The organism is Micromonospora sp. CNZ322 (assembly GCF_007827755.1).
Map to the genome: position 1 here is coordinate 256347 of NZ_VITD01000003.1, position 21053 is coordinate 277399.

The window sequence follows — 21053 nt, forward strand, 5'->3', positions numbered from 1 at the left end:
TCGGACCGGTCAGTAGCCGCCGGAGCGGCGGGTGAGCAGCGCGATCGTGGCTCGATCGCCGGCGGAGGTGGCGGACGCCGAGGTGGTCAGCGCGGTGAGCACCTTCCAGGCGAAGGACGACTCGGCGGGCAGGGTGGCACCGCGCACGGTCGGCACTGTCACCTCGACTGTCAGCGCGTCCTCGGTGACCGCGAAGCGGCACTCCAACTCGGCGTCGCGGGTGGCGATGGCGAGCAGCATGGCGCACGCCTCGTCGACCGCGATCCGCAGATCCTCGATCTCGTCGAGCGCGAACTGCAACCGGGCCGCGAGACCGGCGGTGGCGGTGCGGAGCACGCCGAGGTAACCGCCGTCGGCAGGCACCGTGAGGTGCACCACGTCGTCGTCGATCGCTGGCTGGCCAGTCAGTTGAGTCACGCCTCATCCCCCCGGTCGGGGACTCTACCCGGTCAGCCGTCCATACGCGTGCCGGCGGTGGTGGCGTGCCCGGCCAGCTCGCGGAGCGCGGCGCCGCTGAGTCGGTAGGGAACCCACTCGCTCATCTGCTCGGCGCCGATCGAGGCGTAGAAGCCGGCGGCCGGATTCCAGTCGATCATCCACCACTCCAGCCGCTGGTAGCCGCGCCGGACGCAGATGTCGGCCAGCGCGGCGAGCAGAAGTCGACCGGCTCCGGTGCCGCGGGCGGCCGGCCGGACATAGAGGTCCTCCAGGTGGATGCCGTGCACGCCGGCCCAGGTGGAGAAGTTGAGGAACCACAACGCGAAGCCGACCGGCTCGTCGCGCTCGTCCACCGCGACGTGACCGAAGAGCGCCGGAGCAGTCGTGAACAGCGCCGAGGTCAGTTGCTCGGTGGTGAGGTGGCACTGCTCCGCGGCGCGCTCGTACTCGGCCAACTCGTGCACCATGGCGACGACGGCCGGCACGTCCTTGGGACGTGCCGGCCGGATCGTCGGGATGACCGGGGAGGTCACGCCTTCTTGGTCTCCCAGAAGATCTTCGAGATCTCGTCGATCTTCGCGAGCAGCTTGTCGGCGGTGGCCGGGTCGAGGCTGCCCTTGACGCCACCGGCGCCGGCGAGCTTGGTGGCCTCGTTGAACAGCTGGTGGAGCTGCGGGTACTTCTCGAAGTGCGTGGCCTTGAAGTAGTCGGTCCACAGCACCCAGAGGTGGTGCTTGACCAGCTCGGCGCGCTGCTCCTTGATGATGATGGCGCGGGTGCGGAACTCCGGGTCGGTGTTCGCCTGGTACTTCTCGCAGATCATTTTGACCGATTCGGCCTCGATCCGGGCCTGAGCCGGGTCGTAGACACCGCACGGCAGGTCGCAGTGAGCGCTCGCGGTGACGCGGGGCGCAAGGATGCGCGGAAGTCGCATCGGGATCCTCCATGGGAAGTTTGCGATGATCAAAGGCGACATTACTCCTGGGAATGCTCCCCGAACCGGGTGGAGGTGAAACCAGTGGCCGTCGATCACCCGGCTGAGGTGCCCCGGCTGCGGAAGCCGCTGACCGCCGTTCTGGTGACCGGCCCGTCCATGGCCCCGACCCTGCGGCACGGTGACGCGGTACTGGTTCGTCCCGGTGGCCGCCCGATCCGAGCCGGCGACGTGGTGGTCGCGGTCTTCCGGACCCGCCCCGATCTGCTGGTGGTGAAGCGTGCGGTCCGGCCGCAGGACGGCGGCTGGTGGCTGCGCGGCGACAACGACCTGATCACCGACGACTCCCGGGCGTACGGGGTGGCCGACGTACGAGGACGCGTGGTGGCCCGCTACTGGCCGCGCCCCGGGCGGGTACCCCGTCGTCAGTTATGACCCTGCTCACATCCGAGGGGTGGTGTCGACACTATGCTCGGAAAGTGCCCGGGTGACCCCCCGCACCGCGTGCCACCGCTCGCCGCCCACCTCGCGGCGGGGCCGGCCGCCTCACATCTGCTCGACAGATCCTGGAGTCACCACCATGTCTTCGTCCACCGTGGACCCCGCTGATCCCGTCTTCCTGCTGCACCGGGGCGGCAAGATGGCCGTCACCTCGACCGTGCCGCTCACCAGCCGGGAGGACCTCTCCCTGGCGTACACCCCGGGGGTGGCCCGGGTGTGTGAGGCGATCGCCGCCGACCCCGCCCTGGTGGACGACTACACCTGGGTGTCGCACACGGTCGCGGTGGTCACCGACGGCTCGGCGGTGCTCGGGCTGGGCAACATCGGTCCCCGGGCCGCGCTGCCGGTGATGGAGGGCAAGGCGGTGCTGTTCAAGCAGTTCGCCGGGGTGGACGCAGTGCCGGTGTGCCTGGACACCCAGGACGTGGACGAGATCGTCGCGGTGGTGCGGGCGCTGGCGCCCTCGTTCGGTGGGATCAACCTGGAGGACATCAGCGCGCCGCGCTGCTTCGAGATCGAGCGTCGGCTCGACGAGGCGCTGGACATCCCGGTCTTCCACGACGACCAGCACGGCACCGCCATCGTGGTGCTCGCCGCGCTGCGCAACGCCGCGACGTTGCTCGACCGCAAGCTCGGTGACCTGCGGGTGGCGGTGAGCGGCGCGGGCGCGGCCGGCGTGGCCGTGACGAAGATGCTGATCGCCGGGGGCGTCAACCCCGACCAGGTGGTGGTCTGTGACTCCAAGGGGATCATCGGCCGGCACCGCACCGAGCTGACCGGCACCAAGGCCGAGCTGGCGGCGAGCACCAACGCCGACGGCCGCCAAGGCGACATCACCGAGGCGTTGCGCGGCGCGGACGTGCTGGTCGGGGTCTCCGGCGGGCAGATCCCCGAAGCGGCGGTGGCCGGGATGGCGCCCGGCGGAATCGTGTTCGCGCTGGCGAACCCGACCCCCGAGGTGCACCCCGAGGTGGCCGCCCGGCACGTCGCGGTGGTCGCCACCGGGCGCAGCGACTACCCCAACCAGATCAACAACGTGCTGGCCTTCCCCGGTGTGTTCCGCGGTGCGCTCGATGCCGGTGCCACGCGGATCACCGAGGCGATGAAGGTCGCCGCCGCGGACGCCATCGCCGGCGTGGTGGCCGATTCCCTGACCGCCGACGCGATCGTTCCGTCCCCGCTCGACCCGCGCGTCGCGCCGGCCGTGGCCGAGGCGGTCGCCGAAGCCGCCCGCCGCGACGGCGTCGCCCGCCGGTAAGCGCACTTGACCGGGGGCGCTCTGCGCCGCCGGCCTGTGCGCACGCGTGGGCCGGGGGCGCTCCGGCGCAGCATGCGCCGCCGGCCTGCGCGCAGGCTTCTTAACGAGCCCTCAGCTTGTTACCGTGCCGATCATGCGTGCTGCCTTTGCCTCCCGTTTCGACGACGCCGATCCGCTCGCCGCGCTCACCGTCGGCGAGCGGCCCGAGCCGACCCCTCCGGCCGACGACTGGGTGACCGTGCAGTTGCGGGCCACCTCGCTCAACCACCACGACCTCTGGTCGCTGCGCGGGGTGGGTCTCACCGAGGCCCAGCTGCCGATGATCCTCGGCTGCGACGCGGTCGGGCTGGACCCGGAGGGGCGCCCGGTGGTCGTGTACCCGGTGGTCGTCACGCCGGGTGACCCGCGCGGGGTGTCCATCCTCTCCGAGCACTTTGCCGGGACGCTCGCCGAGCGGGTGGCCGTACCCCGCTCGAATCTGATCCCGCTGCCCGACGGCATGGCGGCGACCGACGCGGCGTGCCTGCCCACGGCCTGGCTGACCGCGTGGCGGATGTTGACCACCAAGGGCCGCGTCGCGGACGCCGACAGCGTGCTGGTCCAGGGCGCGGGCGGTGGCGTGGCCACCGCGGCCGTCGCGCTCGCCGTCGCGATGGGCAAGCGGGTGTACGCGACCAGCCGCGACGCCGTAAAGCGGGACCGGATCTCGGCCCTCGGCGCCATCGCCGTGGAGCCCGGTGCCCGGCTGCCGGAGCGGGTGGACGTGGTGATCGAGACGGTCGGCGCGGCCACCTTCGACCACTCACTGAAGTCAGCCGCGCCGATGGCCCGGATCGTGGTCTCCGGCGCGACCGCCGGGCACGAGCCGTCGGTCAACCTGCGCCGGGTCTTCGCCATGCAGCTGGAGATCCTGGGCACCTCGATGGGCACGCCCGGCGAGCTGTACGAGCTGCTGGCGTTCTGCTCCGACAACGAGGTGCGCCCGGTGGTGGACAGCGTGATCCCGTTCAGCCGGGTCGAGGACGCCTTCGCCCGACTGCACTCCGGCGACGCCTTCGGCAAGGTCGTCATCGACCACACCGCCTGACGCGCACCGCATCGCCGCCGCGCTGCTGCCGCCCGGCCTTGCCTGACCTGGCGCGGCCTGGCCCCGCCGCAAGATCGCGCAACATCATGGAAATAGTGGCCTCCGCGTCGTGGGAGGCCACTATTTCCTGGTTACTGCACGATCTTGTGGCGGCCGGAGCGGCTATGGCGCACGGCGCGGGCGGGCCTCAGAGGTGGTCGTCAAAGGTGGCGATGTCGCCGCGCGTCGCGTCGGTGGGGATGCGCTTCCTGGCGTCCGCGTCGCCGTAGAGCGACCAGCGCAGGAACTCGACAGACGTGTCCGAGACGACCCGCAGCGTCGCGCCGTCGCTGAGCAGCGCCCGCCCGTGGTCGCCCTTGGGCAGGCTCAGCATCGCCTTCGGCCAGGGCACCTTGTCGTACGCGGCCCTGCCCGCCGCGTACTCGACCACCTCGTCCAACTCGCCGTGCACGAACAGTTGCGGTGCGGCAGCGCCGGCGAACGCGGTGCCCACGCCGAGCGCCGTGCCCGCGAACACCACACCCGCGTCCAGCCGCTCGTCCCGGCTCGCGGTGAACAGGCCGATGGTGGTCACCCCGCCCGCCGAGTGGCCGGCCGCAGCCACCCGCTCGCCGTCCAACCGGCCGCGCAACGCGTCGTCGGCCTTGCCGTTCAACGCCAGCACCTGGTCCAACGCGTACGACACGTCGGCGGGCTGGTTGAGCACGTCGAGGACGTTGTTGTCAGCGCCCCGCGAGGTGTGCGGGAACGTCGGCGCGGCCACCACGAAACCCGCCGCCGCCCAGCGGGTCAGCAGCGTGGCGTAGTCGTCCGGCCGCCCACCCAGGCCGTGACTGAACATCACCACCGGAAACCGGCCCTCCGCCGCGGTCGCCGACCGCTTGGCCGCGCCGCCGGACTGCCCGGCCGCCGGGTACCAGAGCGTCGTCGGCAGCGCGCGGCCGTCCCGGTTCAGCTTGAGCTGGCGTACGCCGACCGCGAAGGCGCGCTGCGGGGCCTTGCCGGCGGGCACCTGCGGTGTCGGTGTGGCTGCGGGTGGTGGTTCGACGGGCGCCTGCTGGCCCTCGGTCTTTCTGGCGTCCGCCGAGCAGCCGACCAGACCGGCCATGAGCACGGCGCTGGCCAGCAGGGCGGGGGTGACGCGACGTGGCATGAATCCAATTGTGCCCTGCCCCGCTGACGTGCCCGGTGGACTTCGACGCGGTGTGCCCGTCGACTCACCTAGCGCTGCCCGGCGGCCGGTATCAGGCCGCAGCACGTTCGGCGAGCGGGCGTCGCCGTCGTGCGGTGTCGGTCAGCGCGCGCAGAGGAAAGGCGGCGTTGGGGTTGTACCGGTTCGTTCCGGGCGGAACGATCTCGTCGATCCGGTCGAGGGTCGCGTCGTCCAGGGTGAGCGTGGCGCCCTTGAGTAGGTCCTCCAGTTGCGGCATGGTTCGCGGTCCGATGATCGCCGAGCTGACGGCCGGATGGGCCACGGTGAAGGCGATGGCGAGCTGCGGGAGCGTGCAGCCGATGCTCGCCGCGAGGTCGACGAGCTGTTCCACGATGTCGAGCTTGGCGGCGTTCTCGGCGATCGTGGGGTCGAACTGCGCCGGCCGGAGCACGGCCCGCCCGGTCGACAGGTCGATGGGCCGGTCCCTGCGGTACTTGCCGCTGAGGAACCCGAAGGCGAGCGGGCTCCAGACCAGCACCCCCATGCCGTAGCGCTGGCAGACCGGGAGGGTCGACGCCTCGACGCCGCGGGCCAGGATCGAGTACGGCGGCTGCTCGGTGCGCAGGCGTCCGAGGCCACGACGCTCGGACACCTGGTGCGCCTCGACGATCTCCTCGGCCGGAAAGGTCGAGCAGCCGAAGGCGCGGATCTTTCCGTCGCGGACGAGGTCGGTGAGCACCGAGAGGGTCTCCTCGATGTCGGTCGAGGGGTCGGGACGGTGGATCTGGTAGAGGTCGATCCAGTCGGTGTTCAACCGTCGCAGGCTGCCCTCGACGGCCTTGAGGATCCACCGCCGCGAGTTGCCACCCTGATTGGGCCCCTCGCCCATCGGAAAGTGCACCTTGGTGGCCAGCACGACGTCGTCCCGGCGCCCCCGCAGCGCCTTGCCCACGATCTCCTCGGACTCACCCCGGCCGTACATGTCGGCGGTGTCGACGACGTTGATGCCCTGGTCGAGGGCGGTGTGGATGATGCGGACGCAGTCGTCGTGGTCGGGGTTGCCGACGGCACCGAACATCATGGTCCCGAGGCAGTGGGTGCTGACCTCGATGCCGGTGCCGCCGAGCGTGCGATAGCGCATGCCGATGCTCCCTTGGGTGATTCAGTAATGATCAGCTGGCACGCACCCTAGGAGCTTGAGTCGGCTCTAGGTCAACCCCTCGTTACCCTGCTCGGCATGGCTGAGGTCACCGCGAGTCTGAGCATCGGGCAGATCGCCGAACGCACCGGCTTGAGCGTGCACACCCTCCGCTTCTACGAGCAGGAGGGCCTCTTCGTCAGTCCCGTACGCCGGGGGCCGGGCGGGCGTCGCAGCTACACCCAGGACGACGTGGACTGGCTGACCGTCTGCATCATCCTCCGCGCCTCCGGCATGCCCCTGCCCGCGCTCCGCCGGTACACCGACCTCGTCCGGGAAGGCACCGGCAACGAGGAGGAACGGCTCGCGCTCCTGCGTGAGCACCACGGTCGCGTCACCTCCCAGATCGACAGGCTCACCCAGAGCCTGGATCTGATCACCTTCAAGGTCGGGCTCTACGAGGATCTGCTTGAGCAGGACCGGCGCGCAGCCGGGCCAGGTCGTCGGCGTCCTTCGGGCGGCGGGGACGTTCCGGCATCCAGACCGGGTACATCTGCTTGAACTCGATCTGGGCCGCCACCGAGATGGTCGGCGCGGTGAGCGGGCCGATCCGGCCGGGTGGGGCGTCCAGCATCCCGGCCGGCAGCGGGGTGCCGGCCCAGGATCCGGCACCGACCGTCGGTCGGCCGGCGGCGTCGCGACCCAGGTACGCGAAGCTGACCTCCACGTCGGCGGCGAAGAGGTCGAGCTGCGACTCCACCGGCATTCGCGAATCGGGAAGCCAGCCCCGGGCCAGCAGCAGGTCAGCCAGCCGGTCCGCGTCGTCGCGCCAGCAGTACCAGTCGACGTCGAGGTGCGGGCGGGTCACCGTACCGAGCTGGAAGTCCATCGCCCAGCCGCCGCGCAACCACACCGGGACGCCGACCGCCCCTGCCACCGCGAGCACCTCGGCGATGCTCGCCAACTGCCGGCGCGCAAGCTCGTCCACCGCAAGACCGTACCGGTGTCGGCCGGATCAGTGGGACGGGCGGGACTCGTAACGGGTCACTGTGGGGGAGTGGGCGTCGGCCGGGAGGCGGGCACCGGCGGCCCGGTCACCGTAGAGGGTCCAGCGCAGGAAGTCGGTGGTGGTGGCGAGGACCGGGGCGAAGCCCGGATGGCCCGGTGTGAGGTACGCGCCGTGGTCCTGGCCGAGCAGGCTGAGGAACGCGGCCGGCCCGGGGGTGCGCGCGTACGCGGCCCGGCCGACCGTCACCGGCACCACCGGGTCGGCCGTGCCGTGCACGAAGAGCACCGGCGCGGCCGGCCCGGCGAAGCTGCCCGGCAGCCCACCGCCGGCGATCACGATGCCGGCGCGTAGCCGGGCCGGGTGGCCCTCGCTGAACATGCCGGAGGTGGTGAAGCCGCCCGCCGAGTGGCCGGCGGCGGCGACCGAGGTCAGGTCGAGGTGCCCGGCGAGGGGATCGACAGGGCTCCGGTCGAGGTCGCCCAGAAATCGGATCAGTCGCCAGGCGTCGGCCGGCTGGTGGCGTACGTCGGCCCGGGTGAAGTTCGCGGCACCCTGCCGGGTGTGCGGGTACGCCGGTGCGGCCACCACGAAACCGGCCCCCGCCCAGCGGGTGGTTAGGCCGGCGTGCAGCTCGGGCAGGCTGCCCAGCCCGTGGCTGTAGATCACCACCGGGAACCGTCCGGCCGCCACCTGATCGGTCGACGCCGGGTACCAGATCGTCACCGGCAGGGGGCGCGCCGAGCGCGGATCGAGGGTGAGCGTACGCACGCCGACGGCGTACGACCCCTCGGGCGCCCGACGCGCCGACACCGGCCCGGTGGCTCCGCCGGCCGTGGCCGTGGCCGGCGCACAACCGGCAAGCAGCGCTGTCACCAGTACGGCCATCAGCCGGCCCGCCCCCATCGTTCCACGGTAGGTGCCCGGGCGGGCGTAGCGGCCCCGCCGTCCGGCTCGGGTGCATCCGCCACCCGGTCGGGTCACCTCCGCCGGCCGGGTCCACCCCTGGGACGCCGCCGGCCGGGGACGGTGCCGCGTGATTAGCTTCGCTAGGGTCACCGGCATGCCTGAGAACTACACGGACCCCAGCGGCAACACCGAGGCGTTCCGCGCCTTCAACCAGACGCCGGAGACTGCGGCGCCGACGGAAGCCCCGTCCCGCCTGCCGCTCATCATCGGTGCGGCAGTGGTCGTCGTGGTGCTGGTGGCACTCGTCGCCTGGCTGGCGACCGGCTGACCGAGTCGCCTGGCTGGCGCCGCACCGGTCAGGTCGCCTGGCTGCGGCCGTACTGAACGGGCTTCACCGACTCGCGCGCACCCTCGGGCCTCCCGGGGGTGCGCGCCTCAGTGGCGTCGGGCCGCCGCGACCACGTCCCGGGTCTGCCTGGCGATTTCCCGCTCCTCGTCGGTGCGGATGACGCAGACGCTCACCTCGGCGCCATCGGGGGAGATCATCCGGTCGCCCTCGCCGTTGTTGCGGGCTTCGTCCACGGCGATGCCGAGCCGGCCCAGCCCGGCCAGCGCGGCGGCCCGCACCGGCGCGGCGTGCTCGCCGACCCCGGCGGTGAAGGTGATCGCGTCGACCCGGCCGAGCAGCGCGTAGTACGCCCCGACGTACTCGGTGATCCGCCGGCAGTACACGTCGAAGGCCAGTGCCGCCGCCCGGTCACCGGCGGCCCGGCGTTCGAGCACCTCGCGCATGTCGTTGACCCCGGTCAGCCCGAGCAGGCCACTGCGGTGGTTGAGCAGGTCGTCGATGTCGTCCACCGACAGCCCGCCCTCGCGGCGCAGGTGGAAGATCACGGTCGGGTCCACGTCGCCGCTGCGGGTGCCCATCACCAGCCCCTGCAACGGGGACATGCCCATCGAGGTGGCGACGCTGCGACCGTTCGCCACCGCGCAGGCGCTGGCCCCGTTGCCCAGGTGCAGGGTGATCGTGTTGACCTGTTCGTACGGGCGGCCCAGCAGCTCGGCGGTGCGCCGGGACACGTACGCGTGTGAGGTGCCGTGAAAGCCGTACCGGCGGATGTCGTACCGCTCGGCGGTGTCCCGGTCGATCGCGTACGTCGCGGCGGCCTCCGGCAGGGTGTGGTGGAACGCGGTGTCGAAGACGGCGACCTGCGGGACGTCCGGCAGCGCCGCGCGGGCCACCTCGATGCCGGCCAGGTTGGCCGGGTTGTGCAGTGGGGCGAGCGGCACCAGATCCTTGATCGCGGCCAGCACCGCGTCGTCGACCAGTACCGGTGCGCTGAACGTCCGGCCACCGTGCACCACCCGGTGTCCGACCGCCGCCAGCCCGGTCAGGTCGAGCCCGTCCAGGATCTGCCGGACCGCCTCGGTGTGGTCCGCCGGGCCGCCACCGGGCTCACCGATCCGCTCGACGGTGCCGTGGTCGAGTGCCCGGTCACCGTCGTAGCGGCGCCACTTCACCGACGACGACCCGCAGTTGAGCACCAGCACCTGACTCACGACGCCTCCTCGGTGGCCGCCTGGATGGCGGTGATCGCCACCGTGTTGACGATGTCCGGCACCGTGGCGCCCCGCGACAGGTCGTTCACCGGCCGCCGCAGGCCCTGCATGACCGGGCCGACGGCGACCGCCCCGGCGGAGCGCTGCACCGCCTTGTACGTGTTGTTGCCGGTGTTCAGGTCCGGGAAGATGAAGACCGTGGCGTGCCCGGCGACGGGGCTGTCGGGCAGCTTCGTGGCCGCCACCGCCGGGTCGATCGCCGCGTCGTACTGGATGGGCCCCTCGACAAGCAGGTCGGGCCGGCGCTCCCGGACCAGCGCGCTGGCCGCGGCGACCTTCTCCACGTCGGCGCCCGCGCCGGAGCTGCCGGTCGAGTACGACAGCATGGCCACCCGGGGTTCGATGCCGAACCGGGCGGCGGTGTCGGCCGACGAGATCGCGATGTCGGCGAGCTGGGCCGCGTCCGGGTCGCGGTTGACCGCGCAGTCGCCGTAGACCAGCACCCGGTCGGCGAGCAGCATGAAGAAGACGCTGGAGGCCACCGAGACGTCCGGCAGCGTACGGATGATCTCGAACGCCGGCCGGATGGTCGCGGCGGTGGTGTGCGTGGCGCCGGAGACCATGCCGTCGGCTCGGCCGGTGGCCACCATCAGCGTGCCGAAGTAGTTGGGCTGCGCAACGATGTCGTGCGCCAACTCGGCGGTGACGCCCCGGTGGGCGCGCAGCCTGGCGTACTCGGCGGCGAAGTCGTCGCGCCACTCGCTGGTGCCCGGGTCGACCACCCGCATGTCGCCGAGGTCGATGCCCAGCTCCCGGGTGCGCCGGGCGATGTCGTCCGGCCGGCCGAGCACCGTCAGCTCGGCCACTCCACGCCGTAGCAGGATCTCCGCCGCGCGCAGGATCCGCTCGTCGGTGCCCTCCGGCAACACCAGGTGCCGGGGCTTCGAGCGGGCACGGTCGATCAGCTCGTTCTCGAACATCAGTGGGGTGACGCGCGCCGACCGGCTGACCCGCAGCCGACGGGCCAGGTCGTCGGTGTCCACACAGCGCTCGAACGCGCCGAGCGCGGCCTCCACCTTGCGGGGATTGGACGCGCTGGGCCGGCCCTCGATGCGACTGGACGCGGCCACCGTGTCGTAGCTGTCGAGACGCACGGAGAGCACCGCCAACCCGGTGTTGAGGCCCTCCACCAGCCGCATCACCCTGGGGTCGGGCTGCTCGCCGAGGGTGAGCACCAGCCCGGCCACCGACACCTGCCCGGCCACGTGCGCGGCGCTCGCGGCGACGAGCAGGTCGGCCCGGTCCCCAGGGGTGATCACCAGGGCGCCCTCGGTGAGGTGGCCCAGCAGAGTCGGCACGTGCGCCGCGCCAACCACGAAGTCCAGCACGTCGCGACCGAGCGCGGCGTCGTCCCCGGCCAGCAGGGTGGCGCCGAGCGCCGCCGCCACCTCGGCCACCGTCGGCGCGGACACGCTCGGCACCTCCGGGATGGCGTACGCGGGGACCGGCAGGTCGGGCAGCGTCATCGGCTCGGTCACCCGGTTGGCGATCACCGCGAGCACCGTCGCGCCGAGGTCGGCCAGATCGTGGTACGCCCCCCGCATCGCCGACGCGACCGCCGCCGGCTCCTGCCCGAAGCCGTCCACCACCGGCACCACCACGCTGCCGAACTCGGTGGCCAGCCGGGCGTTGAAGGCAAGTTCCCGGGGGTGGGCCGGGTCGCCCGGCTCCTCGAAGTCACTGCCCACCACGACCACCGCCGGGCACTGCCGCTCCACCGCCCGGTAGCGCCCGACGATGGCGGAGATGAGCTGCTCCCGTCGGCCGTCGGCGACCAGCGCCGAAGCCTCGGCGTAGCTCGCCCCGGCCAGTTCGGACAGCGGCACCTCGACCCGGTAACGCTCGCTCAGCAGGGCGAGGATCGGGTCCTGGCCGGTGTCAGCCACCAACGGCCGGAACACGCCGATCCGCCCGACCTGGCGGGACAGCAACTCGGCGAGCCCGAGGGCGATCGTCGACTTGCCTCCGCCCGAACCGACGCTGGTCAGATACACGCTGCGAGCCACGTACCCACCCTAGAAGATCGCGAGGCCCCCCACCCGGGCCGTCCGACCCTGCCCCCCGGCCCCGGCCCCCGCGGTCCTGCGGCCCCGACCCCCACCCCGGTGATCATGGAGTTATCGCCCGACACGCCGACGACACGCGCGGACAACTTCATGATCAACGCGCGGGGGTGGGGTAGGGGTGGGGGTGGGGGTGGGGGTGGGGGTGGGGGGGTAGGGGGTTAGGCGTCTTCGTCGTCGGGATCGTCTAGGCGGGCCAGGTAGGTGGCCAGGCGCTCGATGGGGGTTTCGAAGTCGGGGTTGAGGTCGACGAAGTCGCGCAGGCGCTCGCCGAGCCACTCCAGGGTCACCTGCTCCTCGCCCCGGCGCTCGACCAGCTCCTCGATGCCACGGTCGGTGAAGTACATGGGGTACGTCCTCGTGCTCGGCCCGGCTCGGGCCGGGCGGGTGGTGGGTGGATGGTCAACCGGCCGGTGGGTGGACCAGCGGACCTACGAGAGCCGGGGCAGGACCGTGGTGAAACGGCCCTGCCCCGGTTTCCGTGCTCAGGTCAGGTCACGGGCGGGGGAGAGCCGCCTCGATCAGCGCGTTCTGCTCGACCTCGTGGGTCTTGGCCGAGCCGACCGCCGGGGCGGCCGCGGCCGGGCGGGAGATCCGCCGCAGCCGAACGTCCGTGAGGTGCTCCAGCAGGTTGAGCGCGACGAATGACCAGCCACCCTGGTTGGCCGGCTCCTCCTGCACCCAGGCGAAGTCCTCGGCGTTCGGGAACTGCGCGAGGGCGGCCCGGATCTCCTCCACCGGCAGCGGGTACAGCTGCTCCAGCCGGAGGATCGCGGTGTCGGTGACGCCGCGCTCCTGCCGGGCCTGGAACAGGTCGTAGTAGACCTTGCCGGAGCAGAGCAGCACCCGCTTCACCGCCTCCGGCGCCGGGGCGGCCGTGTCGCGCAGCACCGGCTGGAAGGTGCCGGTGGTGAAGTCCTCCACCGACGAGACGCAGAGCTTGTGCCGCAGCAGCGACTTCGGTGTGAACACCACCAGCGGCTTGCGCTTGGACGACAGGGCCTGGCGGCGCAGCAGGTGGAAGTAGTTCGCCGGGGTCGTCGGGATGGACACCCGCATGTTGTCCTCGGCGCACATCTGCAGGAACCGCTCCGGCCGACCGGAGGTGTGGTCCGGGCCCTGACCCTCGTGGCCGTGCGGCAGCAGCAGGGTGATGGCGGAGCGCTGGCCCCACTTCACCTCACCGGACGAGATGAACTCGTCGATCACCGACTGGGCGCCGTTGACGAAGTCGCCGAACTGGGCCTCCCAGGCGACGAGGGCGTTGATGTTCTCCACCGAGTAGCCGTACTCGAAGCCCATCGCCGCGTACTCGCTGAGCAGCGAGTCGTGCACGAAGAACCGGGAGCGGTCGCCGTCGCCGGTGAGCGACTTCAGCGGCAGGTAGTCGTCGCCGGTGCGGGAGTCGACCACCGAGGCGTGCCGCTGGACGAACGTGCCGCGACGAGAGTCCTGCCCGGCGAGCCGGACGGTGACCCCGTCGTGCAGCAACGCCCCGAGCGCGATGATCTCGCCGAAGCCCCAGTCGATGTTGCCCTCGACGGACATCTTGGCCCGCCGGTCCAGCAGCTGCTGGATCCGCTTGTGCGGGGTGAAGCCCTCCGGCAGGTTGATGTGCGCCTCGCCGATGGCCTTGACCACTGACGCGTCGGTAGCGGTGTCGACCTGCGGCTCCGGCTCCTCCTCGCGGCGCGGCCGGTTGAGCTGGCGCGGTGCCGAGGCGGCGTCCCGGGTGGCCTTGAAGACCTTCTCCAGCTGCGCCTGGTAGTCGCGCAGCAGCTCCTCCGCGTCCTCCACGGTGATGTCACCGCGACCGATCAGCTCCTCGGTGTAGAGCTTGCGGACCGAGCGCTTCGAGTCAATGATCTTGTACATCTGGGGGTTGGACATCGACGGGTCGTCGCCCTCGTTGTGCCCGCGCCGGCGGTAGCAGACCATGTCGATCACGACGTCCTTGTTGAACGTCTGCCGGTATTCGAACGCCAGCCGGGCCACCCGGACCACGGCCTCCGGGTCGTCGCCGTTGACGTGGAAGATCGGCGCCTGGATCATCCGGGCCACGTCGGTGCTGTAGAGGCTGGACCGGCTGTACTCCGGCGCGGTGGTGAAGCCGACCTGGTTGTTCACCACCACGTGCACGGTGCCGCCGGTGCGGTAGCCGCGCAGCTGCGACAGGTTGAGCGTCTCGGCGACCACGCCCTGCCCGGCGAACGCGGCGTCACCGTGCACCGCCAGCGGCAGCACGGTGTAGCCCTCCAGCTTGAGGTCGATCCGGTCCTGCTTGGCCCGGACGATGCCCTCCAGCACCGGGTCGACGGCCTCCAGGTGCGACGGGTTGGCCACCACCGACACCTTGACCGCGTGCTCGCCGTCGGGGGTGGTGAACTTGCCGTTCTGACCCAGGTGGTACTTCACGTCGCCGGAGCCCTGCGTCGAGCGCGGGTCCAGGTGACCCTCGAACTCCGAGAAGATCTTCTCGTACGGCTTGCCGACGATGTTCGCCAGCACGTTGAGCCGACCCCGGTGGGCCATGCCGATGACGACCTCGTCCAGCCCGTTCTCGGCGGAGGACTCCAGCACCTCGCCGAGCAGCGGGATCAGCGACTCGCCGCCCTCCAGCGAGAAGCGCTTCTGGCCGACGTACTTCGTCTGCAGGAAGGTCTCGAACGCCTCGGCGGCGTTGAGCCGGTTGAGCACGTGCTTCTGCTCGTCGGCGGACGGCTTCTCGTACTTGCGCTCGATCCGTTCCTGGACCCAGCGCCGCTCCTCCGGGTCCTGGATGTGCATGTACTCGATGCCGACGCGGCGGCAGTACGAGTCGCGCAGCACGCCGAGGATCTCGCGCAGCTTCATTCGCTGCCGGCCGGCGAAGCCGTTGACCGGGAACTCGCGGTCCAGGTCCCACAGGGTGAGCCCGTGCTGGAGGACGTCCAGGTCGGGGTGCTTGCGGATCTTGAATTCCAGCGGGTCGGTGTCGGCCATCAGGTGACCGCGCACCCGGTACGCGTGGATCAGCTCGTGCACCCGGGCGGTCTTGTTGATCTGACCCTCGGAGTTGACAGCGACATCGCGCATCCAGCGCACCGGCTCGTACGGGATGCGCAGCGCGGTGAAGATCTGGTCGTAGAAGCCGTGCTCGCCCAGGATCAGCTCGTGCATCACCTTGAGGAACTCGCCCGACTGCGCGCCCTGGATGATCCGGTGGTCGTAGGTGCTGGTCAGCGTGATGATCTTGCTGACCGCCAGCTCGGCCAGGGTGGCCTCGGACATCCCCTGGTAGGGGGCCGGGTACTCCATCGCGCCGACGCCGATGATCGCGCTCTGCCCCTGCATGAGCCGCGGCATCGAGTGCACGGTGCCGATGCCGCCCGGGTTGGTCAGCGAGATCGTGGTGCCGGAGTAGTCCTCCATGGTCAGCTCGTTGCGCCGCGCCCGTCGGACCACGTCCTCGTACGCCTGCCAGAACTGCCGGAAGTCCATCGTCTCGCAGCCCTTGATGGAGGGGACCACCAGGTTGCGGCTGCCGTCCGGCTTGGCGAGGTCGATCGCGATGCCGAGGTTGACGTGTGCCGGGCGGAGCACCGCCGGCTTGCCGTTGGCCTCGGCGAAGGAGTTGTTCATCTCGGGGTGCTGGACCAGCGCGCGCACCATCGCGTAGCCGACCAGGTGGGTGAAGCTGACCTTGCCGCCCCGCCCACGGGCGAGGTGGTTGTTGATCACGATGCGGTTGTCCACCAGCAGCTTGGCCGGGACCGCGCGCACGCTGGTCGCGGTGGGCACGCTCAGCGAGGCGTCCATGTTCTGGACGATCTTCGCCGCGACGCCCCGCAACGGCGTGGTCTGCGGGCCGTCGGCGCTCGGCGCGGCGGCCTTGGCGGCCGGCTTGGCCGGAGCGGTCTTCTCCGGCGCGGCCTTCGTGGCCGGACCGGCGGGCCTGGCCGGCGCCGGCGGGGCGGCGGCCGGCTTGCTAGCGGTCGCCGGCTTGGCCGGGGCGCTCGGCTGGGCGACGGTGGCGGCTGCCTCCGGCTGACCGTCCGGCTCCGGGGCGGCGGCCGGCTTGTCCGACGATTCGGCGCCGCGCGGAGTGCCCGCGCCCGGTGCCGGTCGGTAGTCGGCGAAGAAGTCGTGCCAGGCCGAATCGACGCTCGATGGGTCGGCGAGGTAGCGCTGGTACATCTCCTCGACGATCCACTCATTCGGGCCGAAACCCGCCAGTGGGTTCTCCTGCGAAGTCTGCTGGGTCGACACGGCCGGTAATCGCCTCTTTCACGCGGGTTTGTGTGGCACGCGGTGGGTCCGTCGCGCCCGATTAGGAGCACGGACTAGACGGCTCCCAGGCTACGCCGTACCGATCCCGCAGGCATTTCCGCCTCGGTCCCGTGGCCGGTTTCACAGAAGATGCCAGAAGTTCAGCAACGCCTGCGCGCACCGTGTCGAACTGGTAACACCCGACCCTCGCACGGCCGGTCGCCGAGGGTGACGCCCGACCCCGGGGCGGCCAGCTTGTCGTCGCCCCGGGGTCGCGGACGCCATCAGGCGATGTCGCGCCGCCGGGTGAGCAGGATTCCGGCGATTCCGCTGACCAGCGCGTAGCCGATCAGCACCAGGGCCCCGACCCACCAGGACGGTGTGAACTCCGAGGTGCCCTCCGTGATCATGACCTGGGACGCCACAGCGGGCCAGACCACCTGCCACTTGAGCACCGCCTGGCTGTCGAGCACGTTCGACAGGAGCAGGAACAGCAGACCCACGACCTGGGTGCCGATCAGATAGAGCACCGCCGCCGTGATCACCGCACCGAGCTGGTTGGTGATCAGCGTGCCGATGCCCACCCCGAGGATCGTCCAGATGGCGTAGGCCAGCAGGTTGAACAACAGCGCCCGCTGCACCGGCCACTCACCGAGCTGAGTGCCGTAGTCGTTCGCGGACAGGAAGATCGCGCCGGCGGCCAGGTCGATGAGCGTGGTCGCCAGCCAGAACATGAAGCCGAGCAGGCTGGCCGCGACGAGCTTGCTGACGATGACCGACGTTCGCCGGGGAGTCGTCAGGAACGTCGTGGTCGCGGTCTGGTGGAAGAACTCGTTGGTGACCATCAGGATGCCGATGAGCATCACGAACATCAGCCCGAGGTACTGGCCCGAGGTGTAGAGGTTCGCCGCCTGCGCCGGCGCGGTCGCCTGCTCGGCGCTGACGCCGATCTCTTCGGCGTCGCCGCCGAGCGTCGTGACGGCCAACCACGCGTTGATCGCGAACGCCAGGGCGATCGAGAGGAACGCGCCGAGGGCCAGCCACCACCAGGTGCTGGTGGTACGGATCTTGAGTAGCTCGGATCGGACCAGGTTCATCGGATGCCCGCCTTTCCGGCCGTCAGCTCCAGGAAGACCCGTTCCAGATCGGGCCGTTCGGTGGTCAGTTCGTGCAGCTCGACCCCGGCCGCGAGGGCGGACCGGCCGATCGTCGGGGCGTCCACCCCGCCGACCAGCAGCACACCCTGCTCGTCGGTCTCGATGGTCGCCGACTGCGCCTTGAGGGCGGCGGTCAACGCCTCGGCCTGCGGGGTGCGGACCCGGACGCGGGCGCCCTGGGCCATCGACCCGAGCACCTGGTCGACCGGACCCTGCCGGACCAACTGCCCGGCCGCGATGATCACCACGTCGTCGGCGAGCAGCTGCATCTCCGACAGCAGGTGGCTGGAGACCAGCACCGTACGACCCTCGTGGGCGAGGTTCTTGAGGAACCCACGCATCCACCGGATGCCCTCCGGGTCCAGCCCGTTGGCCGGCTCGTCGAGGATCAGCACACGGGGGTCACCGAGCATCGCGGCGGCGATGCCGAGCCGCTGCTTCATGCCCAGCGAGTAACCCTTGAACTTGCGCTTCGCCGCCGGGGTCAGCCCGACCAGGGCCAGCGCCTCGTCGGCCCGCTGCTTGGGCAGCCCGGCCGCCGCGCAGATGACCCGGAGGTGGTTGATGCCGGTGCGGCCCTTGTGCGCGCTGGACGCCTCCAGCACCGCGCCGACCTGCCGCAGCGGGTTGGCGAGGTCGGCGTACCGCTGGCCGCTGATGGTGGCCGTGCCGGCGGTCGGCGTGACCAGATTCAGCAGCATGCGCAGCGTGGTGGTCTTGCCTGCGCCGTTCGGGCCGAGGAAGCCGGTCACCCGTCCCGGCGCCACTGTGAAGGACAGGTTGTTCACCGCCCGGACGTTCTTGTACTGCTTCGTCAGACCGGACACCACGATCTGACCGTCGCTGGTGGGGCTTCGCTGCCCGTCAGTCATCGTTCTCCTCCCGTGTGTGGCGTCGAGGTACGCCGTGGCACAGCGTGACGGCCCGTGGCAACAAGGTCAATCAGGCGCGGTCGGTACGTTTGCCTCCGTCGCGGGGCGGACGCGACTCATCCCTGCGGACTACGGCAGGGGGTCAGCGGGCGATCCAGGTTGCCCCCGCCGCGCCGAGCAACGACCCGTCCGGGCCGTACAGGCTGGTGTGCACGAGCGCCTTGCGCCCATCGACGCGCAGCAACTCCCCGGTCACCACGCACTCGTCGCCCGGCCCGGGCAGCGCCGCGACCACTGCGGCGATCCGACCCAGCAGGTACGGGCGGCCCGGCGCGAGCACCGCCCAACCGCCGGGGCAGTCCAGCGCGGCCCAGATCGTGGCCGCGCTGACCTGAGTGGGCGCGCGGAACGGCGCGGCGGTCCGGCCGTCGGGCAGCTGGCCGGGGAAGATCCGCAGCCCGTCGGCCCGCTGCGGCCCGCAGACGTAACAGCTGGGGAACGGATGCTCGACCAGGCCGGGGTAGCGGGTCGCGGCGGCCACCGCCGTCTCCAGGTCGACCGGGGGTACGACGGCATCGATCACCCCGGCCGGGCGCACCTCGGCCACCAGTTCGCCGGCCGGGTCCCGGACCTCGCCGTCTACCAGCGTCAGCTCGGTCTCCAGCGGTGGTGGCCGACGCAGTGTCACCTCGACCGGCCCGCTGCCGCCCGCCTCGGCGGCGAAGGTCCCCGCGCTCCAGCCGCCGTTGCCGGAACCGGCGGGCCCGTTGTAGCGGGTTTCGATGCGCATCGTCGACCTCCGGTGGTGCGTGTCGGCGCCGTCGCCGGCCTGGTCCGGCAGCCTCGCACGGTCCGCGTCGGGCGTCGCTAGCGGTCTCGCCTGCCGGCGTTCATCCGATCGACACCGGTGGTCCCCGTGGATGGCAACCCGGGCACCTACACAGATCCCATGGCCGTTCTGCATGCCGCTGGCGCACCCCTGAAGACCAGCGGATACACCCTGCTGATCGCCGACGACCCCACCCAGGTCGCGGCCGCGCAACGCCTGCGCCACGAGGTGTTCGCCACCGAGCTCGGCGCCACCCTCCTTCCCGGTGAGGCCGGGTTGGACGTGGACCCCTTCGACGCGTACTGCGACCACCTGATCGTCCGCGAGGACAGCACCGGCGAGGTGGTCGGCACGTACCGGCTGCTGCCGCCGGGGCGCACCACCCGGCGCTACGCCGAGGACGAGTTCGACCTGAGGCCGCTCGACCCGCTCCGCGACGACCTGGTCGAGGCGGGTCGGTCCTGCGTGCACCCGGACCACCGCTCCGGCGCGGTGATCAACCTGATGTGGGCCGGCATCATCCGGTACCTGCACCTGCGCGGCTCCCGCTGGCTCGGCGGCTGCGCGTCGGTGCCGGTGGCTGACGGCGGGCGGACGGTGGCCGAGGTCTGGACCCAGGCTCGGGCCCGGCACCTGTCGCCGCCGCCGCTGCGGGTCCGCCCGTTGCGGCCCTGGTTCACCGAGGCGGCTGCCGCCGGCCCGGTCGCCGCCGCCCCGGCCGGTCGGGTGGCGGTTCCACCGTTGTTGCGTGGTTACCTCCGGCTCGGCGCGTGGATCTGCGGCGAGCCGTCGTACGACAGCGACTTCGGGTGCGCGGACTTCTACGTCCTCTTCTCCCTGGACCGGATGAACCCGCGCTACCTGCGGCATTTCCTCGGCGGTGAGCAGCGGTGACCGCCGTGCCGCGCGACCTGTGGCGGCCCTATTCGGGCTGCGACGACAACTGCCTGCCGGCGACCGGCGAGGTGCCGACGGTGCCGGTGGCCCGCCGGGTGCTCCGGCTGGTCGCCGCGCTCGGCATGCTGCTGGCCGGGGTCCCGGTGGTGGCGCTTCTGCCTGTGCTTCCCACTCGGGAACGGCAGGCGCTGGTCAGCGGCTGGGCGCGGGCCACCGCGCGCGCCTTCGGCGTCCGCCTCCTGGTCCGGGGTCGGTTGCCCCGGCGGCGCGCGCTGCTGGTCGCGAACCATGTCTCCTGGCTGGACATCCTCGCGGTGCTGGCGGTCGCGCCCACCCGGATGGTGGCGAAACGGGAGATCCGCTCCTGGCCGGTGGTCGGTCTGCTGGCTGCGGCGGCGGGCACTGTCTTCGTGGACCGCGCCCGGCCGTTGGCGCTGCCGAGGGCCGTCGCCCGGGTCGCCGACGCGCTGCGCGCCGGGCGGTCGGTGGCGATCTTTCCGGAGGGTACGACGTGGTGTGCCGGGAACGGTGCCACCGACTGCCGCCCCGGCGGTGGGTTCCGGCCCGCGACGTTCCAGGCGGCCATCGACACGGGCAGCCCGGTGGTTCCGCTGCGGATCACCTACAGCTGTGCGACCACTGGGTCGACCACCACGGCAGCCGCCTTCCTCGGTGCGGACACCCTGTTGCGTTCGGTGGCGCGGGTGGTCGCGGCGCGGGAGCTGGTGGTATCGGTGACGATCGCCGCTGCGCTGCATCCGGCCCGTGACGCCGACCGGCGGTTGCTGGCCCGAGCCGCCGAGTCGGCCGTACACCTGGTGCCGACGGCGGGTGCCGTGGCGCGGGCCCGGCTGCTGTCGGTGCCGACGGTGACCAAGGCCGTTCCCGTGCCGGCTCCACTTGCCGATCGGGAGCTGGACCTGGCGGCCTGAGGGGAGCACGC

At 71.6% G+C, this 21053-nt stretch carries 21 protein-coding genes; 7 read left to right on the forward strand and 14 right to left on the reverse strand.

Annotated features, from left to right (window positions below; all coding sequences use genetic code 11):
* Positions 1-9: 9 nt before the first annotated feature.
* The 3 genes from FB453_RS09810 to sodN are packed head-to-tail and all read right to left on the reverse strand — an operon-like array spanning position 10 to position 1372.
* On the reverse strand, positions 10-417 hold the full coding sequence (locus FB453_RS09810; protein WP_145789297.1) for an ATP-binding protein: 408 nt from the start codon (positions 415-417) through the stop codon (positions 10-12).
* A gap of 32 nt (positions 418-449) precedes the next feature.
* Positions 450-971, reverse strand: coding sequence for a GNAT family N-acetyltransferase (locus FB453_RS09815; protein WP_145789299.1), 522 nt, complete (start codon positions 969-971; stop codon positions 450-452).
* Complete coding sequence (sodN, locus tag FB453_RS09820) at positions 968-1372, reverse strand: superoxide dismutase, Ni (RefSeq protein WP_145789301.1); 405 nt, start codon at positions 1370-1372, stop codon at positions 968-970. Before sodN ends, FB453_RS09815 begins: the two co-directional genes overlap by 4 nt.
* A gap of 84 nt (positions 1373-1456) precedes the next feature.
* Between sodN and FB453_RS09825 the strand changes: the two genes are divergently transcribed.
* The 3 genes from FB453_RS09825 to FB453_RS09835 all read left to right on the forward strand — a co-directional run bounded on the left by FB453_RS09825 (position 1457) and on the right by FB453_RS09835 (position 4218).
* Positions 1457-1807, forward strand: coding sequence for a S24/S26 family peptidase (locus tag FB453_RS09825; RefSeq protein WP_222431341.1), 351 nt, complete (start codon positions 1457-1459; stop codon positions 1805-1807).
* Between the two features lie 145 nt (positions 1808-1952).
* The gene (locus FB453_RS09830; RefSeq protein WP_112583660.1) at positions 1953-3131 is read left to right on the forward strand and encodes an NAD(P)-dependent malic enzyme; all 1179 of its coding nucleotides are present in this window, start codon (positions 1953-1955) and stop codon (positions 3129-3131) included.
* Positions 3132-3255: 124 nt separating this feature from the next.
* Positions 3256-4218 carry a zinc-binding dehydrogenase gene (locus FB453_RS09835; RefSeq protein WP_112583659.1) on the forward strand — a complete coding sequence of 321 codons (963 nt, stop codon included), beginning with the start codon at positions 3256-3258 and terminating at the stop codon, positions 4216-4218.
* 187 nt (positions 4219-4405) lie between these two features.
* Here FB453_RS09835 and FB453_RS09840 read toward each other — a convergent pair whose 3' ends face one another.
* Both FB453_RS09840 and FB453_RS09845 read right to left on the reverse strand, forming a co-directional pair.
* Positions 4406-5371: an alpha/beta hydrolase family protein gene (locus tag FB453_RS09840; protein WP_112583658.1), complete on the reverse strand. Its 966-nt coding sequence runs from the start codon at positions 5369-5371 to the stop codon at positions 4406-4408.
* Positions 5372-5462: 91 nt separating this feature from the next.
* Positions 5463-6512: an aldo/keto reductase gene (locus FB453_RS09845; protein WP_145789302.1), complete on the reverse strand. Its 1050-nt coding sequence runs from the start codon at positions 6510-6512 to the stop codon at positions 5463-5465.
* Positions 6513-6608: 96 nt separating this feature from the next.
* Between FB453_RS09845 and FB453_RS09850 the strand changes: the two genes are divergently transcribed.
* Entirely contained in the window at positions 6609-7070 is a 462-nt protein-coding gene (locus FB453_RS09850) for a MerR family transcriptional regulator (protein WP_112583656.1), read from the forward strand.
* Here the strand turns inward: FB453_RS09850 and FB453_RS09855 are convergent.
* Together FB453_RS09855 and FB453_RS09860 are read right to left on the reverse strand one after the other, a co-directional pair.
* Complete coding sequence (locus FB453_RS09855; protein ID WP_145789305.1) at positions 6952-7497, reverse strand: nucleotidyltransferase domain-containing protein; 546 nt, start codon at positions 7495-7497, stop codon at positions 6952-6954. The two genes, FB453_RS09850 and FB453_RS09855, sit on opposite strands and share 119 nt — an antisense overlap.
* Positions 7498-7524: 27 nt before the next feature.
* Positions 7525-8421 (reverse strand): alpha/beta hydrolase, encoded by an 897-nt coding sequence (locus FB453_RS09860; RefSeq protein ID WP_145789307.1) that lies wholly within the window; start codon positions 8419-8421, stop codon positions 7525-7527.
* Positions 8422-8578: 157 nt separating this feature from the next.
* Here FB453_RS09860 and FB453_RS34135 point away from each other — a divergent pair, with 157 nt between their 5' ends.
* The gene (locus tag FB453_RS34135; protein WP_167362491.1) at positions 8579-8752 is read left to right on the forward strand and encodes a hypothetical protein; all 174 of its coding nucleotides are present in this window, start codon (positions 8579-8581) and stop codon (positions 8750-8752) included.
* Between the two features lie 107 nt (positions 8753-8859).
* On the opposite strand, the gene FB453_RS09865 is transcribed toward FB453_RS34135, so the two are convergent.
* From FB453_RS09865 to FB453_RS09895, 7 genes are all read right to left on the reverse strand, one after another.
* A complete protein-coding gene (locus tag FB453_RS09865; protein ID WP_145789309.1) occupies positions 8860-9984 on the reverse strand; it encodes an acetate kinase in 1125 nt (374 codons plus the stop codon).
* On the reverse strand, positions 9981-12050 hold the full coding sequence (gene pta / locus FB453_RS09870; RefSeq protein ID WP_145789312.1) for a phosphate acetyltransferase: 2070 nt from the start codon (positions 12048-12050) through the stop codon (positions 9981-9983). The genes FB453_RS09865 and pta overlap by 4 nt, the downstream gene beginning before the upstream one ends.
* 218 nt (positions 12051-12268) lie before the next feature.
* Positions 12269-12454 carry a DUF6104 family protein gene (locus FB453_RS09875; RefSeq protein WP_030490374.1) on the reverse strand — a complete coding sequence of 62 codons (186 nt, stop codon included), beginning with the start codon at positions 12452-12454 and terminating at the stop codon, positions 12269-12271.
* A gap of 148 nt (positions 12455-12602) precedes the next feature.
* The gene (locus FB453_RS09880) at positions 12603-16355 is read right to left on the reverse strand and encodes a multifunctional oxoglutarate decarboxylase/oxoglutarate dehydrogenase thiamine pyrophosphate-binding subunit/dihydrolipoyllysine-residue succinyltransferase subunit (protein WP_145789315.1); all 3753 of its coding nucleotides are present in this window, start codon (positions 16353-16355) and stop codon (positions 12603-12605) included.
* A gap of 284 nt (positions 16356-16639) precedes the next feature.
* A complete protein-coding gene (locus FB453_RS09885) occupies positions 16640-17452 on the reverse strand; it encodes an ABC transporter permease (RefSeq protein ID WP_145789317.1) in 813 nt (270 codons plus the stop codon).
* On the reverse strand, positions 17449-18384 hold the full coding sequence (locus tag FB453_RS09890) for an ABC transporter ATP-binding protein (protein WP_112737578.1): 936 nt from the start codon (positions 18382-18384) through the stop codon (positions 17449-17451). The genes FB453_RS09885 and FB453_RS09890 overlap by 4 nt, the downstream gene beginning before the upstream one ends.
* Before the next feature lie 142 nt (positions 18385-18526).
* The gene (locus FB453_RS09895; RefSeq protein WP_145789319.1) at positions 18527-19174 is read right to left on the reverse strand and encodes a hypothetical protein; all 648 of its coding nucleotides are present in this window, start codon (positions 19172-19174) and stop codon (positions 18527-18529) included.
* Between the two features lie 159 nt (positions 19175-19333).
* Between FB453_RS09895 and FB453_RS09900 the strand changes: the two genes are divergently transcribed.
* Positions 19334-20107 (forward strand): GNAT family N-acyltransferase, encoded by a 774-nt coding sequence (locus tag FB453_RS09900; protein WP_145789321.1) that lies wholly within the window; start codon positions 19334-19336, stop codon positions 20105-20107.
* Positions 20104-21042: a lysophospholipid acyltransferase family protein gene (locus FB453_RS09905; RefSeq protein WP_145789323.1), complete on the forward strand. Its 939-nt coding sequence runs from the start codon at positions 20104-20106 to the stop codon at positions 21040-21042. Before FB453_RS09900 ends, FB453_RS09905 begins: the two co-directional genes overlap by 4 nt.
* Positions 21043-21053 lie beyond the last annotated feature (11 nt).